This is a genomic window from Tepidibacter formicigenes DSM 15518 (assembly GCF_900142235.1).
In the GTDB taxonomy this organism is placed as follows: Bacteria; Bacillota; Clostridia; order Peptostreptococcales; family Peptostreptococcaceae; genus Tepidibacter; species Tepidibacter formicigenes.
In genome coordinates this window covers 49,571-67,337 of sequence record NZ_FRAE01000007.1, presented here as the reverse complement: position 1 = coordinate 67,337, position 17,767 = coordinate 49,571, and the positions used below count along the sequence as shown (strand labels likewise).

The 17,767-nt window shown below is 26.4% G+C and carries 20 protein-coding genes; 2 read left to right on the top strand and 18 right to left on the bottom strand.

Annotated elements, in window-relative coordinates:
* Nucleotides 1–13 precede the first annotated feature (13 nt).
* From BUA77_RS01850 to dapF, 11 genes are read right to left on the bottom strand one after another with little or no spacing between them, the layout of a single operon-like run.
* Nucleotides 14–709 (bottom strand): zinc metallopeptidase, encoded by a 696-nt coding sequence (locus tag BUA77_RS01850; RefSeq protein WP_072886729.1) that lies wholly within the window; start codon nucleotides 707–709, stop codon nucleotides 14–16.
* A gap of 1 nt (nucleotide 710) precedes the next feature.
* The gene (locus BUA77_RS01845) at nucleotides 711–1,460 is read right to left on the bottom strand and encodes a DUF116 domain-containing protein (protein WP_072886726.1); all 750 of its coding nucleotides are present in this window, start codon (nucleotides 1,458–1,460) and stop codon (nucleotides 711–713) included.
* A 1-nt stretch (nucleotide 1,461) separates the two neighbouring features.
* Nucleotides 1,462–2,394, bottom strand: a complete 933-nt coding sequence (gene fmt, locus BUA77_RS01840) for a methionyl-tRNA formyltransferase (protein ID WP_143151275.1) — start codon at nucleotides 2,392–2,394, stop codon at nucleotides 1,462–1,464.
* Nucleotides 2,395–2,408: 14 nt separating this feature from the next.
* A complete protein-coding gene (gene def / locus BUA77_RS01835) occupies nucleotides 2,409–2,861 on the bottom strand; it encodes a peptide deformylase (protein ID WP_072886724.1) in 453 nt (150 codons plus the stop codon).
* Nucleotides 2,862–2,880: 19 nt separating this feature from the next.
* Nucleotides 2,881–5,343: a primosomal protein N' gene (gene priA / locus BUA77_RS01830; RefSeq protein WP_072886722.1), complete on the bottom strand. Its 2,463-nt coding sequence runs from the start codon at nucleotides 5,341–5,343 to the stop codon at nucleotides 2,881–2,883.
* Nucleotides 5,344–5,388: 45 nt separating this feature from the next.
* A complete protein-coding gene (gene coaBC, locus BUA77_RS01825; protein ID WP_072886720.1) occupies nucleotides 5,389–6,588 on the bottom strand; it encodes a bifunctional phosphopantothenoylcysteine decarboxylase/phosphopantothenate--cysteine ligase CoaBC in 1,200 nt (399 codons plus the stop codon).
* A 4-nt stretch (nucleotides 6,589–6,592) separates the two neighbouring features.
* Entirely contained in the window at nucleotides 6,593–6,859 is a 267-nt protein-coding gene (gene rpoZ / locus BUA77_RS01820) for a DNA-directed RNA polymerase subunit omega (protein ID WP_072886718.1), read from the bottom strand.
* 1 nt (nucleotide 6,860) lies between these two features.
* Nucleotides 6,861–7,475 carry a guanylate kinase gene (gmk, locus tag BUA77_RS01815; RefSeq protein WP_143151274.1) on the bottom strand — a complete coding sequence of 205 codons (615 nt, stop codon included), beginning with the start codon at nucleotides 7,473–7,475 and terminating at the stop codon, nucleotides 6,861–6,863.
* Between the two features lie 13 nt (nucleotides 7,476–7,488).
* A complete protein-coding gene (remA, locus tag BUA77_RS01810; RefSeq protein ID WP_072886714.1) occupies nucleotides 7,489–7,755 on the bottom strand; it encodes an extracellular matrix/biofilm regulator RemA in 267 nt (88 codons plus the stop codon).
* An 11-nt stretch (nucleotides 7,756–7,766) separates the two neighbouring features.
* Nucleotides 7,767–8,648, bottom strand: coding sequence for a YicC/YloC family endoribonuclease (locus BUA77_RS01805; protein ID WP_072886711.1), 882 nt, complete (start codon nucleotides 8,646–8,648; stop codon nucleotides 7,767–7,769).
* Between the two features lie 2 nt (nucleotides 8,649–8,650).
* Nucleotides 8,651–9,478, bottom strand: a complete 828-nt coding sequence (gene dapF / locus BUA77_RS01800; protein ID WP_072886787.1) for a diaminopimelate epimerase — start codon at nucleotides 9,476–9,478, stop codon at nucleotides 8,651–8,653.
* A gap of 208 nt (nucleotides 9,479–9,686) precedes the next feature.
* Here dapF and BUA77_RS01795 point away from each other — a divergent pair, with 208 nt between their 5' ends.
* The gene (locus tag BUA77_RS01795) at nucleotides 9,687–11,471 is read left to right on the top strand and encodes an Rqc2 family fibronectin-binding protein (RefSeq protein WP_072886709.1); all 1,785 of its coding nucleotides are present in this window, start codon (nucleotides 9,687–9,689) and stop codon (nucleotides 11,469–11,471) included.
* Between the two features lie 101 nt (nucleotides 11,472–11,572).
* The gene (locus tag BUA77_RS01790) at nucleotides 11,573–12,070 is read left to right on the top strand and encodes a DUF1097 domain-containing protein (protein WP_072886707.1); all 498 of its coding nucleotides are present in this window, start codon (nucleotides 11,573–11,575) and stop codon (nucleotides 12,068–12,070) included.
* A gap of 32 nt (nucleotides 12,071–12,102) precedes the next feature.
* On the opposite strand, the gene BUA77_RS01785 is transcribed toward BUA77_RS01790, so the two are convergent.
* The 7 genes from BUA77_RS01785 to BUA77_RS01755 all read right to left on the bottom strand — a co-directional run bounded on the left by BUA77_RS01785 (nucleotide 12,103) and on the right by BUA77_RS01755 (nucleotide 17,713).
* On the bottom strand, nucleotides 12,103–13,362 hold the full coding sequence (locus tag BUA77_RS01785; protein WP_072886705.1) for a uracil-xanthine permease family protein: 1,260 nt from the start codon (nucleotides 13,360–13,362) through the stop codon (nucleotides 12,103–12,105).
* A gap of 91 nt (nucleotides 13,363–13,453) precedes the next feature.
* Nucleotides 13,454–13,990: a bifunctional pyr operon transcriptional regulator/uracil phosphoribosyltransferase PyrR gene (pyrR, locus tag BUA77_RS01780; protein ID WP_072886703.1), complete on the bottom strand. Its 537-nt coding sequence runs from the start codon at nucleotides 13,988–13,990 to the stop codon at nucleotides 13,454–13,456.
* Between the two features lie 298 nt (nucleotides 13,991–14,288).
* Complete coding sequence (locus tag BUA77_RS01775) at nucleotides 14,289–15,197, bottom strand: RluA family pseudouridine synthase (protein WP_072886701.1); 909 nt, start codon at nucleotides 15,195–15,197, stop codon at nucleotides 14,289–14,291.
* Between the two features lie 9 nt (nucleotides 15,198–15,206).
* Nucleotides 15,207–15,638, bottom strand: a complete 432-nt coding sequence (gene lspA / locus BUA77_RS01770) for a signal peptidase II (protein ID WP_072886699.1) — start codon at nucleotides 15,636–15,638, stop codon at nucleotides 15,207–15,209.
* A gap of 76 nt (nucleotides 15,639–15,714) precedes the next feature.
* Entirely contained in the window at nucleotides 15,715–16,236 is a 522-nt protein-coding gene (locus BUA77_RS01765) for a TraR/DksA C4-type zinc finger protein (protein ID WP_084605398.1), read from the bottom strand.
* Nucleotides 16,237–16,245: 9 nt separating this feature from the next.
* A complete protein-coding gene (locus BUA77_RS01760; RefSeq protein WP_072886697.1) occupies nucleotides 16,246–16,524 on the bottom strand; it encodes a DUF5665 domain-containing protein in 279 nt (92 codons plus the stop codon).
* A gap of 85 nt (nucleotides 16,525–16,609) precedes the next feature.
* A complete protein-coding gene (locus BUA77_RS01755; protein WP_072886694.1) occupies nucleotides 16,610–17,713 on the bottom strand; it encodes a GerAB/ArcD/ProY family transporter in 1,104 nt (367 codons plus the stop codon).
* Nucleotides 17,714–17,767 lie beyond the last annotated feature (54 nt).

Genomic DNA, 17,767 nt, shown 5'->3' with positions numbered 1-17,767 from the left:
CAATATAATACTTTTAATCATCTCTACTGTTTCTTATTATTATGAATCTTATAAGCTGAAGTATAGCACTTGCAGCTGCTGCAATATAAGTAAGTGCTGCTGCATTTAATACTTTTTTACTGGATTTTTCTTCATCAAATGTTATTAAATTATTTGCTACTAACTGTTCAATTGCTCTTGAAGAAGCATTAAATTCAACAGGCAGAGTTACAACTTGGAATAAAACTGCTCCTGAGAATAAAAGTATTCCTATGTCTAAAAGAGCAGGAATAGCAAAAAATCCTAACATTATAAATACCCAAGACATAGATGAACTTATATTCACAATAGGCACCAAGCTATTTCTAAATGTAAGTGGAAAATAAGCATTTGCATGCTGAATTGCATGACCTACCTCATGTGCAGCAACAGAAATAGATGCAATAGATGTTCCATAATATACATCATTTGAAAGTCTTAAAACTCTACTTCTAGGATCGTAATGATCACTAAGTCTTCCACCTGTAATTTCTATGTTAACATTATTAAGTCCATTTCTATCTAGTATAGCTCTTGCAACTTGTGCTCCTGTATATCCTTTAAAACTTCCTACTCTTAAATATTTATTAAATGTAGTTTGAACTTTTGTTTGAGCATAAAATGCAAGAAGTATTCCAGGAATTAATATTATAAAGGTTGGATCAAATCCATAGTAAGGATATCCATACATTTTAATTACCTCCTAAAAAGAAGTTTATAGCTTTTTCTACTTCTAAAATATCCATTTCAGTATTAAAACAGGGACCATTTGGTCTTTTATTAAATACTCCTAATACTGGTAACTTAGAAACATCTTGAATTCCACTGGTTAAATCTCTTTCACATGCAATAGCAATTACTGCTTTTGGTTTATTTTCTATTATTATTCTTCTAGCAAGTGTTCCTCCAGTTGCTACATAAGCTTTTACATTATATTTTTCTTTTAGTTTTAATAAGTCACCTACATTGCATTTTCCACATTGTTTGCAATTTTCTATGTCATTTGTTACTTTGTGTTTGCAAAAGCTTTTTTGTATGCAGTGAGGTGTTAACAGCATTATATCTTCAGGTTTAAAATTATACTTATTAGCATATATATACTTATTATTTAAATCTACATATACCTTTCTTATTTCATTTTTAGATATTTTAAATAATCTACTTATAAATATAATAAATGGATATATTATATTTACTATTTTTAAATTTAACTTAATAATATTTTTATTGACTTTTTTATCTTTTAATACTACATAAGATATAATTGTTGAGAATAATATTATAGATATTATTAGTAAAAAAATTATATTAAAAGACATTATAAAAAAATTAGTTATATTTATGTTTTTTCCACTAATTATATAGTTCATTCCAATATATAAAATCACAAAAAATAATGCCAAAGTAGACATCAAGTATATAAACTTTTTTTCATTTATCATTTTATTCACCTAATACAACTTTTTCCTCTATTTCATTTCCTTTTATATATTCTTTTACATACATTCTCTTTTTACCTGGCATTTGGATTTCTTCTATTAATAAAACATTATCTTTAGTCGATACATATATTCCATCTTGATTAACTTTAAGTATAGTTCCTGGTTTTTCCTTTGACTTTTCATTTAATACTTTTGATTTCCATATTTTCATTGTTTGATTTTTATATTTTGTAAAAGAGCTTGGCCATGGATTTGTTCCTCTTATCAAATTAAATATATCTTTAGCATTTTTATTCCAGTCAATACTACCAAGACTCTTATCCATTATAGGGGCATAGCAAGAAAGCAAATCATCTTGAGCCTGTCTTGGTGCTTTATCTTCTTTTATTAGTTTTAAAGTATCCCTTAAAACTTCTCCTCCTAAAACACAAAGTCTATCATGAAGCTGTCCTGCAGTTTCTTCATCACCTATTTCAATTTCACCTTTTAAAATCATATCTCCTGTATCAAGCCCTTCATCCATATACATAGTTGTTATTCCAGTTGTTTTTTCTCCATTTATTATAACCCAATTTATAGGAGCTGCTCCTCTGTATTTTGGAAGAAGTGATGCATGAACATTTATACATCCATATCTAGGAATAGAAAGTATTTCTTTAGATAGTATTTGTCCAAATGCCACAACAACTATTATATCTGGATTTAGTTTTTTTAAAAATTCAACAAACTCTTTATCTTTAACTTTTTTAGGTTGATATACATCAATTCCATGTTTTAATGCTTCTTCTTTTACTGGAGGCATAGCCATTTTTTTGCCTCTTCCTTTAGGTTTATCTGGTTGAGTTATAACTCCTACTACATCAAATCCTTCTTCTATTAAAACCTTTAAAGAAGGTACAGCAAAATCAGGAGTTCCCATAAATACTGCTTTCAAATAAATCACCTCTTTTATCTTTGTAATTTTCCTTCTACTTTATCTATAAATAAAATTCCTTCTAAATGATCTATTTCATGACAAAGTGCTCTAGCTAAAAGCCCTTCTCCTTTTATTATTATTTCTTCTCCATTTCTATTAAAAGCCTTTACTTTAACTTTATCTGGTCTAGTAACTTTTCCAAATTTACCAGGTACACTTAAACATCCTTCATCATCACTTTGTTTTCCACTTTCTTCTATTATCTCAGGGTTTATAAGTTCTATAAGTCCTTCTCCTATATCTATTACAACAACTCTTTTTAAAATACCCACTTGAGGGGCTGCAAGTCCTACCCCATCAGCATCATACATAGTCTCAATCATATCATCAAGTAATGTAATTATTCTTGAATCTATTTTTTCAACTACCCTTGATTTTTTTCTTAAAACAGGATCTCCTTCTTTTTTTATCATTCTAAGTGCCATAATAATTCCTCCCTATTCATTATAAAATATTAAATGGATTTATATCTATACTTATATTTACATCTTGATCAAATATTAACTCTCTTTTTTGTATACATATATACTTTATTATACTCTTTAACAATTTTATTTCAACATTTATATCCTTTAATAGTATTTGCCATCTATAGTTTAAATTAATTTTAGATATAGGACAAGGGTTTGGTCCTAATATAAAATCAAAATTTTCATAACCTCTTTTCCTAAGAATATAAATAATAGAATCATATAACTTTTGTATATTGTTAATTACTTTTTTCTCATTTTTTCCATATATAACTATACTTATCAAATTGTTAAATGGTATATAATTAAAAGCATTTCTTATTTTAATCTCATCTTTATAGAAGCCTTCATAATCATAGTTTACAGCATATTCTATTGAATAATGTTCAGTATCATAAGATTGAAGTATTACTCTTCCATTTAAGTGAGCTCTTCCAGCTCTACCTGCAACCTGATTTATTATTTGAAATGTTCTCTCAGAACTTCTAAAATCGGGAAAATTTAAAATCATATCAGCTGCTAATATTCCAACAAGTGTAACATTCTCAAAATCAAGTCCCTTACCTATCATTTGTGTTCCTATAAGAATATCAGCTTCTTTATTTTTAAACTTATTTAAAATTTCTTCATGCGCTCCTTTTTTTGATGTTGTATCCTTATCCATTCTAAGTACTTTAGCATCTTTAAAATATTTTTTAACTTCTTCTTCTATTTTTTGAGTACCTATTCCAAATTCTTTTATATAGTTACTTTCACAATCTGGACATTCCTTTGGTATGTTCATTTCATACCCACAATAATGGCATTTACCAACATTTTTTCTTTTATGATACGTTAAAGATATTTCACAATTTGAACATTTAAAAATATAACCACATTTTCTACACGATACAAAACTTGCATATCCTCTTCTATTTAAAAATAATATAGTCTGATTGTTATTTTGTAAATTTTCTTTTATTGCTTCAAATAAACTTTTGCTGAATATACTTTTATTTCCATTATTCAGTTCTTCCTTCATATCTACAACTTCTATAGAAGGCATTTCTTTATTATTAGCTCTATTTTTTAGCTCTAATAATTCATATTCCCCTACCTTACATTTATAATATGCTTCAATAGGAGGAGTTGCTGATCCTAAAATTAAAATACAGTTTTCAGTTTTAGATATTTGTTTTGCAACTTCTATAGAATTATACTTAGGATTCATTTCTGATTTATAAGAACTCTCATGAAATTCATCAATAATTATTACCCCTAAATTATTACATGGAGCAAATAATGCAGATCGTGCTCCTATAACAATTTTTGCATTTCCTTCTTTTATTCTTCTATATTCATCGTATTTTTCCCCATTTGAAAGCTTACTATGAAGTACGGCTATTATATCTTTAAATTTATTTTTAAATCTAGCTATAGTTTGCGGTGTTAATGAAATTTCGGGAACTAATACAATACTATCAAGATTTTTTTTTAAAGCTTCTTCTATTATATTTAAATAAATTTCAGTTTTTCCACTTCCTGTAACTCCATAAAGTAAAAAAGGATTTTTATTTTCTTTATCCATTGATTTTTTTAATTTGCTTATTACTTTCAATTGCTCTTCATTTAAGTTTATTTTTTTGTTTTTTACTTCATAGTTTGTTTTTGGTTTTCTATAATAATCAAGTTTTTCTATAGTTATTAACCCTTTTTCCTCTAAAGACTTTATAGAGCTTTTACTTATATTTAATAAATCCATTAGATCGTTTATTTCAACATTTTGATTATTCTTTAAGAAATTTATTATATCAGCTTGTTTAAAAGCTCTTTTTTTTATTAAGTTATCTACTGTTTCATCTGCTTCATCATCTAATATATTTAAGTTTATGTTATAAATATACTTCTCATTTTTTATACTTTTATATTCCCAGCTTATATTTACTATACCTTTATCTTTTAATTTTTTTATTATATTTTCTACACTATTATCCAACTTAGTTTTAAGAATTTCAACTTTTATTTTTCCTTTATTTTTCATTATTTCATCTAATACTTTTATTTCTTTTTTATTTAAATTATCAAATTCTTTTTTTATAAGTTTTACTACTTTATAATTATCTACTCTCATTCCTTTAGGATAAATACAGTTAATAGCATCCATAAAGGTACATATATATTCTTCTCTCATCCATTTTATAATTTCTATATCTCTTTTCTTTAAAATAGGATTTTCATCAAGTATATTTATAATTTCTTTTACTTTAAAATCTCCCTCTTTAAAAGAAGATATTTCAAATACAAAAGCTTCTATAGGCTTATTTCCTCTTCCAAAAGTAACTAATACTCTATGTCCTATTTTTATTTCATCTATTAAAAATTCTGGTATCTTATACGTATAAAGTTCATCTGTATGATTTGAATTATTGCTTACTACAACTTTTGCATATTTCTCCATATTCTGCACCTACTTAATTAGAAAAATAAGCATCTATATAGATGCTTATTTTTCTAATAACAATTTTATTTTATCTAAAATTATATTTGAAATATCAGATTTATTCATTTTAGGATATTCTTCAATATTTCCATTCTTATCTATTATTTTAACAATATTTGTGTCTACTCCAAATCCTGCTCCTTCTTGTGTTAAATCATTAGCAACTATAAAATCTAAATTTTTCTTTTTTATTTTTTGTTTAGCATTTTCTATTAAATCATTTGTTTCTGCTGCAAACCCAACTAATATTTTATCTTCTTTTATTTTACCTATTTCTTTTAAAATATCATGATTTCTATCAAGCTCTAAAACTAAATCTTCATCGCTTTTTTTGATTTTTTTATTCGATTTACTTTTTGGTTTATAATCTGCTACAGCTGCTGATTTTATTATTATATCATTATCTTCTAAGTTTTTAATAACTTCATCATACATATCCTTTGCAGATTCTATTTGTATGAAATTTTTAACTCCTACAGGTACATCTAAATTTGTTTTTCCTGATATTAAAGTTACATTAGCACCTCTTTTTACAGCCTCAGTAGCTATAGAGTATCCCATTTTTCCACTTGATCTATTTGTCAAGTATCTTACAGGGTCTATACTTTCTATTGTAGGGCCTGCTGTTATTAATATATTTTTTTCATTTAAGTCTTTTTCTATTGTGAGTATATTAATAACTTCTTTTACTATATTTTCAGGAGAAGCTAATTTTCCTTTTCCAATGTCTCCACAAGCAAGCCTTCCTGATTCTGGTTCTACAAATTCATATCTATATTTTTTAAGCTTAGATATATTATCTTGTACTATTTTATTTTCATACATATTGGTATTCATTGCTGGTGCTATTAATACTTTAGCTTTAGTTGCCATAACTGTAGTTGAGAGCATATCATCTCCTATTCCATTTGCAATTTTCCCAATTATATTGGCAGTTGCAGGTGCTATTAAAAATAAATCTGCCCACTGTGCTAAGGATATATGCTCTACATCCCATGTTTTTGGTTCTTCAAACATATCAGCAACTACAAAATTTTGACTTAAGCTTTGAAAAGTAAGAGGTGTTACAAACTCTACAGCAGATTTTGTCATTATTACCTTTACATTAGCATTTAATTTTTTCAACCTACTAACAACATCACAAGCTTTATATACAGCTATTCCCCCAGATACTCCAAGAACTATATTTTTCCCACTTAACATTTTACTACTCCTCTATTTTTTCATTTGTTTCACTTTTTGGTTCTTCTTCAGTTTTTCCCTCATTTTCTATTTCTTCAGCAGTCATAGCTCTATAAGTTATCTTATCTTCAGCAACTTCATGAGTAGCTATATCTACAGGTTTATTTTCTCCTATATTAACTAATTTTTCATCTCCATCTATTAACATTCTAGCTCTTTTTGAAACTGCAATTACTAAATTATATCTATTGTCTATTTTTGTTAAAAGATCATTTATTGATGGGTATAACATATTATAATTCCTCCTTAAACATTTTTATTATGTTGTCTTTATATCTTAATACTCTATTTTTTTCAGCATTAATTATGTTTTGAAGTTCATATGCTGACTTTTCTACATCTTCATTTATTATAAAGTAATCATAATTATCTATTTTTTCTATTTCAGAAAGTGCACTTCCAAATCTTTTTTTTATGTCTTCTTCAGTTTCTGTTCCTCTTTTTACAATTCTATTTTTTAATTCATCTAAAGATGGGGGAAGTATAAATATAAAAACTCCATTTGGATATTCCTTTTTTACACTCATAGCTCCTTGAATATCTATTTCAAGTAAAACGTCTTTTCCTTTAGAAAGAGTTTCAAATACTTCTTTTTTTGGAGTTCCATAGAAATTATCATATACCTTTGCATATTCCAAGAACTCATCTTTATTTATCATATCTTCAAATGTCTCTTTAGTAATAAAGTAATAATTTACTCCATGTATTTCTCCTTCTCTTGGCTTTCGTGTAGTTGCTGAAACAGAAATCTTTATATCTTTATTTCTGTTTAAAAGCTCTTTACAAATAGTTCCTTTTCCAGCTCCAGATGGCCCTGAAACAACTATTAAAATTCCTTCTCTATTCATTGTATCTTCCTTCCTATTCTTCATGATTATGATGATCTTCTTTTGTTGTCAGTCTATGTGCTACAGTTTCTGGTTGAACAGCAGAAAGTATTAAATGCTCACTATCAGTAATTATTACAGCTCTAGTTCTTCTACCATAAGTAGCATCTATAAGCATTCCTCTTTCTCTAGCTTCTTGAATCATTCTTTTTATAGGAGCTGACTCAGGACTTACTATAGATATTATTCTATTTGCTGAAACTATGTTTCCAAACCCTATATTTACAAGCTTAATTGCCATTATATATCCTCCTATTCGATATTTTGAATTTGCTCTCTTATTTTTTCTAATTCACTTTTTACTTCTACTACTAATTCTGTTATTCTTAAATTTGAAGATTTAGAACCTATAGTATTTATTTCTCTATTCATTTCTTGAATTAAAAAGTCTATTTTCCTACCTATTAAATCATTTAAATTTATAGTTTTTTCTATTTGCTTAATATGACTTTTAAATCTTACTATCTCTTCTGTTATACTACTTTTATCTGCATATATTGCAACTTCTTGAGCAAGTCTATTTTCATCTATATCTATAGAATTTCCTAATAATTCTTTTATTCTATTTTCTAATTTTTCTTTATATTCAATAACCACATTGTGTGAACATTCTTCAATTTCATCAATATATTTTTTAAGAAGAGAGCATCTTAATTTCGTATCTTCTGAAAGTTTTGCTCCTTCCACTTCTCTCATTTCCTTTAGTTTTAAAAAAGCACTACTTAAAGCTTCTTTTAGAGCATTCCATATTGTTTCTTCATCTTCATCTTTTTCTTCCATTTTAACTACATCAGGAAACTTAGCTATATTTAAAACAGATATATCATCTAATACATCTAATTCTTCTTTAATTTTATTTAATATTCCATAATACTGTTTTGCTAGGTTTATATCTAGATTTAAGCTTACATCACTTTCACCTATTAAGTCAAATTTAATAAATATATCTACTCTTCCTCTTTTAACATATTTTTTTGCTAGTTGTTTTACTTTATCTTCTAAAAAAGATATCTTTCTAGGCATTTTAACGCTTATATCTATATATTTATGATTTACACTTTTACACTCTACGATAAAGTGAAACTTTTCATCTTTATATTCTCCTCTTCCGAATCCTGTCATGCTAATTGCCATATTTAAACCTCCAATATACCTTCACAAATTTTTACTGCACTTCCCTGCATATATATATATTCATCTATAATCTCTATTAAAAGTTCTCCACCTTCTGATTTTACTTTAACTTTATTAGATATTTTGTTCAAATAATGCGCCATGGCACTAGAAGCACAAATTCCTGTACCACAAGCAAGAGTATATCCACATCCTCTTTCCCAAGTAGAAACTAAAATATTTTCTTTATCTACTATCTTAACGAAATTCACATTAGTTTTTTCTGGGAATATACTGCTTTTCTCGATTTCTGGCCCATATTTTAATATTTCTTTTTTATCTATTTCATCAACAAAAACTATAGTGTGAGGAACTCCAACAAGTAGTGAAGATACTTTAAAATCTTTATCTATAACAAATATATCCTCATTTATAAATATATCTTTATCTGTTTTTACAGGTACTGATTTTGGATTAAAATTTGCTTTTCCCATATTTATTTTAATACTTTCTATCTTCCCGCTATTTAAATTTAATTTAATATCCTTTACTCCATCTAAAGTTTCAACTTTAAAAGTATCTTTATCTACTATTTTTTTATCATAAACAAATTTTGAAAAACATCTAAGTCCGTTACCGCACATTTTTGCACGTGATCCATCAGAATTATAGTATATCATTTCACAATCTGCTTTATCTGATTTTTTTGCAACTAAAAGTCCATCTGCTCCTACTCCAAAATGCCTATGACATATTTTTTTTGCAAATTCAGAGTAATCCTTTATATCATACCTTTCTCCATCTAAAGCTATAAAATCATTTCCAACTCCATGCATCTTCCAAAATTTAATCATAAATTCCCCTCCCTACAAAGCTATATTATATATACTATTTATATAAAAATAAATTAAAACATAGTTAAATGTTACAATTTTTTAATATTTTTCTTCTAATTGTACAATTCTAATTTATGAGATATACTAATACAAAATGTAACTTATATTAAATTTATATACTTCCCTATAAATAAAAAAATAAACTGGAAAGTGAGGACTTTATATGGCATTAGATGGAATAGTAATTTATTCTTTAGTTAAAGAACTTTCTTCTAAACTAATAGGTGGTAAAATAGATAAAATATATCAGCCTGAAGAAGATGAACTTCTTTTTAACATAAGAAATGAAGGAACAAATTATAAATTACTACTTAGTTCAAATAGCTCTAATCCAAGAGCATATATAACTAATACATACAACAAAGAAAACCCTATAAAAGCACCAATGTTTTGTATGCTTCTTAGAAAGCATCTTCAAAACGGAAAAATAACAAATATACATCAGCCAGATTTTGAGAGAATCATAAGAATAACTATCGAATCCTTAGATGAATTAAAAATAAGAAAAACAAAGGATTTAATTATAGAAATAATGGGAAGACACAGCAATATAATACTTGTAGATAATGAAGAAAATAAAATATTAGATTCTATTAAAAGAATTCCACTTAGTGTAAGTAGATATAGACAAGTTCTTCCAGGACAAAAATATATAAATCCACCATCTCAAAATAAATTAAATCCAATACATGAAATATCAAAAGAAAAATTCATAGAATCTCTTACTAATAACAAAAAAGCATTATATAAATCAATTTATTCCTCTTTTGAAGGAATAAGTCCATTAATAGCTAAGGAAATATGCTTTAGAAGTAATATTGATATAGATATTAATACTGAATATGTTGATAGCAAAGACTTTACAGCATTGTATGATACATTTACTAGACTTTTTAGGCAAATAAAAAATAATATCTTTTATCCTTGTATTATTATTGATAAAAGATTAAATAAAGTTATAGATTTTAGCTGTATAAAACTAACAATGTATAATCACTATTCTTTTATAGAAAATAATAGTATAAGCTTTATTCTTGATAAATATTATTATGAAAAAGATATTAGAGAAAGAATAAATCAAAAATCTCAAAATCTTAGAAAAAATATTTCAAATAAATTAGATAGACTCTATAATAAAATAAAAAAACAAAAAGAAGAATTATTAGAATCTAAAAATGCAGATACTTACAAAACTTATGGAGAATTAATAACTTCTTATATATATATGATACAAAAAGGAATGGAAGAAATTGAAGTTGCAAATTTCTATAATCCAGAAAGTAAAAACATAAAAATAAAATTAGATAAAAGATTAAACCCTTCAGAAAATGCTCAAAAATATTTTAAAAAATATAATAAGCTTAAAAATGCAGCAATAGAAATTAAACACCAGTTAAAAATAACTAATGAAGAAATAGAATACCTAGAAAATATAATTCTTAATATAAATAACTGCGAAAACTTAGAAGAACTAGAGGAAATAAAAGAAGAATTAGTAAAAGTAGGATATATAAAAGGTAGAAGCAATAATAAGAATAAAGATAAAAATAATCTTAAAACTGCTCCTTATGAATTTATATCTTCAGATGGCTTTAAGATATATGTTGGTAAAAATAATAAGCAAAATGATTATCTTACTTTAAAACTGGCATCAAATGATGATATCTGGCTTCATACGAAAAATATTCCAGGATCTCACGTTATAATAAAATGTGAAGGAAAAGAAGTTCCAGAGAATACAATATTTGAAGGAGCAATGCTTGCTGCATATTTTAGCAAAGCAAGAATGTCATCTCAAGTTCCTGTAGATTATACAAAGAAAAAAAATGTAAAAAAACCTAGTGGTGCAAAACCTGGGATGGTAATTTATGAAACAAATAGTACAATATATGTTACACCACTTGAAGAAGAAATTGTTAAAATTAAAAACAATAATGAACATAAATAAGCAAGGAAATTCTCCTTGCTTATTTTAAATTTTAAAAAATAAACTTTATTTTTTAAAATTTTCTTGATATAATAAAATTCCTTAAAGTTTATATAGAAAGGATGATTATTATTAGCGAGTTATTATTAGTATCATTATTTTCAGCTGTTATAGCTGTAATTTGGGGAAGTGCTAGTTTTTTAAGTGGAATATTTACATGGGTAGGATTTGCAGGATGGACTAGTTTTTGTGTAGTAAATGAAACCGATTCCCTAAAAAAAGCAATTAAATCGTATACATGTAATTTAAGTGGCATATTTTGGGCAAGTACTTCTCTTTATATAAGCAATTTAATAAATATACCTGCCGTTACTATACTACTTACAACAGGTATTGTTACTGTATTTTTAATTTATCAATCAAAATTCAAATTAGTTTCTTGTGTTCCATGCTGCTTTATAGGATGCTTTATAACATTTGGATTAAATGGAGATTATAAAATGGCTGCAACAGGACTATTATGCGGAGCTATTCTTGGATATTTAGGAGATAAAGCAGGAATACTTGCAAGTAAAATAAAAAATAAAAACAATAATTTAGAAATAAAAAAAGCATCTTAATTGTAAAAAGTCCCAAAATTTAGGGACTTTTATTAGTTTCCTATTTTTTCTTTATTCAACAACTTATTAAGTACTACTCCAACTATAGCTGCAAGACTTAATCCTGTTATTTTAACGCTTGATGTAACTGGTATTCCAATAACTATTCCTTTATTTTGAAGATAGTTTGTTCCAAGTCCTATAATTAATATTAAAGATATTATTATAATATTTGAAGTCTTAAACTCTACACTGCCATTTCTTACAGTTTTAATTCCAATAATTGCTATCATAGAGAATAGCATTAAGCTTATTCCACCCATTACTGGTGTTGGTATAGTTTGTAAAAAGCTTCCTACCTTATTTATACAACCTAGTATTACTGCAAGTACTGCTGTAATTCTAAGTATAGATGGATCATAATTTTTAGTTATAGCAAGTACTCCCGTATTCTCTCCATATGTTGTATTTGCTGGTCCTCCTATAAATCCACCTATGATTGTTGCAAGGCCATCTCCTATTAATGTTCTATTAAGACCTGGATTTTCTATAAAGTTTTTACCAACCACTGCTCCATTTGTAGTTATATCTCCTATATGCTCCATGAAAACAGCTAATACTACTGGTGCAATTATTGCTATTGCTCCCATTTCGAATTTAGGTAAAGTAAAGTTTGGAACTAAAACCCAAGAAGCTTCTTTTATAACATTAGTATCTACTATTCCTAATTTTAAAGAAATAATATATCCTACTGTTACAGCTATTAATATTGAAAGTTGTTTTATAAACCCTCTTCCTAAGAAAGTTACTAAAAGAGCTATTGATAGAGTTGCTACTGATACTATATAATTTCCTGATGCCATATTAATTGCTACTGGCACAAGATTTAATCCTATAACAACAATCATAGGTCCTGTAACTTGAGCTGGAAAGTATTTTTTTACCTTATCAACTCCTACTTTTTTTACTATGAAAGACATTATAACATATAAAATTCCTGCTACTACTATTCCACCTTGAGCATAAGTTAAATCTCCATTATATATTTCTTTAACTGTAAGTATTACAGGTATAAATGCGAAACTAGATCCTAAAAATACAGGAACCATACCTTTTGTTACTAAATGGAATATTAAAGTACCAAGTCCAGCTGATATTAATGCTACAGATGGGTCAAATCCAGTTAAGATAGGAACAAGTACTGTTGCTCCAAACATGGCAAGTAAGTGTTGCATTGCTAAAACTACTTTTTTAAAGTTTTTAGATAGTTCAAAAGATTTGTTAACAGACGGGTTTAATATTTTTTGTTGCATAAAAATACCTCCTTTATTTTTTTAAGGAGGGAGAAAGTTTTCTCCCTTTTTCAGTCTCTCTGGACTGAATTAAAAGGTCTATCTAGATTATTTACTTTTCATTTATAGAAACATAATCTTGACCATCAATTTCATTTAAATTCACACTTATAATTTCACTTTTTGATGTTGGAACATTTTTCCCCACATAATCAGCTCTTATAGGGAGTTCTTTATGTCCTCTATCTACAAGTACTGCAAGCTGTATTGCTTTTGGTCTTCCTATATCCATAACTGCATCCATTGCAGCTCTTACAGTTCTTCCAGTATATAAAACATCATCTACTAAAATAACTTTTTTATCATTTATATCAAAATCTATATTTGATCCATGAACTATTGGATTTAAGTCTTCTTTAGTTAAGTCATCTCTATATAAGGTTATATCAATTTCACCTACATTAACATTTTTTCCTTCTATAGATTCTATTTTTTTACCGATTCTATTAGCTAGTGGAACACCTCTAGTTTTTATTCCAACTAAAACTACATCTTCTATTCCTTTGTTTTTTTCTATAATTTCGTGACTTATTCTAGTTATAGCTCTTCCTATTGCTTTTTCATCCATTAATTTAGCTTTTTCTTTCAAGAATTACACCTCCATAAAAAAGTCTTCATTCTAAAGATTTTAAATGTAGACTTTTTTGAAATTTCATGGCGCCAACGAATTCTAACGAATTCCGTTGCTTAAAATTCATAACGAAAATTATATTTATCCACAATTCAAAAGGATTATAATTTCCTATTCATTATAAAAAAAACTTCTTGCAAGACGGCAAGAAGTTATAGTACCACTATAAAAACTTTAAGTATAATCCTTGCCAGCCTCTCTGGACTGAAATTAAAGGTCTTTAATTTTCTAATTAATTATATCATTTATAAAAATTCTAATCAAGTATTTTTAATAATTTTTGAAAATAATCTGGAAGTTCTGATTTAAATTCCATATATTCTTTAGTTTTTGGATGAATAAATCCTAAAGTTCTTGCATGCAGAACTTGTCCATTTAAATTAAATTTAGAGTTTTTAGGTCCATATACAGGATCTCCAAGTAAAGGATGTCTATTATGTGACATATGAACTCTTATTTGATGAGTTCTTCCTGTTTCAAGTTGCGCCTGTACATGAGTGTATTTTTCAAATCTTTTAATTACTTTAAAATGAGTTACAGCTCTTTTACCATTAGGTACTACAGCCATTTTTAATCTATCAACAGGATGTCTTCCAATTGGAGCATTTACAGTTAAATTATCATCTTTTAAAACCCCATGGCATATCATTTCATATTTTCTATTTATACTATGCTCTTTTAACTGCTCTGCTAAAAAGTTGTGTGAATTATTGTTTTTAGCTACCATTAAAAGTCCAGATGTATCTTTATCTATTCTATGAACAATACCTGGTCTTATTACTCCATTTATTGAAGATAAATTATCTTTACAGTGATATAAAATAGCATTTACTAAAGTTCCTGTATAATTTCCTGGAGCTGGATGAACAACCATACCTTGAGGTTTATTTACTACTAAAACATCATCATCCTCATATACTATATCTATAGGTATATCTTCAGGTAAAACTTCTAAAACTTTAGGTTCTGGTATATTTATCTTAATTTTATCATCTTCTTTTACTAAATACCTAGGCTTTTCTTTATTATTATTAACAAATACATTTCCTTCTTTTATTAACTTTTGTATGTATGATCTTGACATTTCTCCTAGTTCATTTGATAAAAAAACATCTAATCTATTTCCTTCATCTTCTTCTAGAACTATAAATTCTTTTTCCTCCATAAATTCCTCCTATTCTTTTCCTGAAATTATAGTATATGAAAGTAATATTCCTCCTACTACAACATATATATCAGCCATATTAAAAACAGGCCATATTATAAAATCAAAAAAATCAACTACAAAATTAAGTCTTACTCTATCTATTAAATTACCTATTGCTCCAGATAAAATTAATATTAAAGAAATTCTAGTATAAATACTTAATTTTTTATTATAAAATAAATAATATAAAATAAATATAACTACTGATGTAGCAACTAAAACAAAAAACCATTTTTGATTTTGAAGTATTCCAAAAGCAGCTCCCTTATTCTCTACATATGTAAGATTAAAAATATTTTCAATAATACTAATAGAACCTATTTGAGATAAATACTTTAAAGCAAAATATTTTGTTATTTGATCTAGTCCTATTAAAAGTATAATTAATATTATATTCACGTATATAACCCCCTAATAAATTAGTCCATAAAATTATACCACAAAATAAAATGCCATGGATACTTTCCACAGCATTTTAAAAGCCATCTTCTACTTGATCATGTTCTTCATTTCTATTTAAATCTGCTAAATCTTCAAGAATATCACTATAAAAATAATCATTCTTATTTAAAAGTTCTTCTTCAATAGGTCTATAATCTTGATTTTTATAAATTTTATCATATTCATTTGAACAACTTGAGCACAAAGAACTCTCTGGAATTATATCTAGTCTTTCTTCTTCTATTTCTTTTTTACACTTTTCACAAATTCCATAAGTTCCATTATTTATTCTATCTAGTGCTGCATTTATTTGATATAATCTATCTTTTTCATTATCTTTTAAATTCATGTTTATTTCTGCCATAAATACTTCTGTTCCCATATCTGCCGGATGATTATCATACCCTGATAATTCTCCTGTGTTTTCTCTCATACTAGAACGTGTACTATTATCTCCATAAACTGTATTATCATCAATTTTATCTACTAAATTTGTAACTTTTTCTTTTTCCTTTAAAAGAATTTCTTTATAGTAGTTTAAATCTATATTATTCATAATTTCCTCCTATCTATAATTTTCAATAATGTCTAGAAGTTTTGCTATATACTCGCCTATTAAAGGTAAATTTACCCAACTTCTTAAAATATAAAAAGCTAAAGCTGCTAAAAGAGTAAGCCCTATAGCTGTTCCAAGACCTCTAGCAAGTCCAGCTATAAAATTAATATAAATAAGTCTATATGGGTTATTCATTAAATCTATATATTCTTTTAATCTACTTTTATCTAATATTTGGGCTATTTTGTCTAATTTTTTTTCTATTCTATCTAATCTTTCTTCTTTCAATTATTTTTCCCCCTGCTTTAAATAATTATTTATGAAATATTATTTCAAAAAAATACTTTAAAATTTTAAAAGTATGTATAAGGTCTTATATATTATTTTTATAACTATTATAAAATTGCCTAACATAAGATAATAGCAATGTAAAAATAGGAACAATAACCTGTAAAGGTATGTGTATATATTTAACTACAAATTCAAGTCCTATTTTTATATGTTCAAAATAGTTTCTTGCTATAATCATTGATAAAAACAAAACAATAATACCAAATGGAATCGCTAATGTTTTTGTATTATTTAATTTAATAATTTGAGATGTACCAAGAAGTGCAGCATACATAAAAATTGAAATTTTAAAAAAGCCTCCAATAACTAATGTAACAACAAATACAGTATCTAGTCTTTCTAAAAATCCTACCTTTAAAACACTTACAGTTTCTAAAAAAGGTGAAACAGCTGAGCTTGCTGTTTCTAAGCCTAGTGCTCCTATAAACAATACAATATTTAATGATAATATAATCCCCTCAATAAGAACAGCTACTACAGCTATTTTTATAACTTCATAATTTTTGGAAACACAAGGATAAAACATAGTAAATACAATTTCTTCTCCATAGGGAAATGCTATAAGAGGCCACCCCTTTATTATTACTTCAGAAAAACCATTTTCCAGAACAGGTTTAAGCTTATTTACTGTAAATAAATCTTTTGTAAATAGCGCAACTATAAATACTAAAATCGGCATACAAATTAATATTATAAATGATAACTGTGAAAGATTTGCTATAACTTCAATTCCTTCATATACTCCGTAAGTTATAACTATAATAAAAAACATACCTATAAAAAATGTTGGAGTATCATTTAATCTAGTATTAAATATCATTTCCTCATAATCTCTTAGTACTCTTGATGCTATATATGTAAAATAGCATATATAAACTATACTTAAAATATTACCTAAAAATTTGCCATAAATTTTTGGCATATAAGCAACTAAGGTGTCCTTAGGATATTTATAATATAATGTTATATATATAAGCTGTAAAATAACCCCTACCAATGAATAAAAAAGCATTGCTATCCATGCATTTTGTTTTGTTTCTGGAACTAAGAAAAAAAGAATTGCACTACCATAAGGCAAAAGAATCATCATTATAAAAAATTGATACGGGGTTATTTTGTATTTCAAATTTTTCACCTCAATATTTTATAAAAAGGATTATAATTTCCTATTCATTATAAA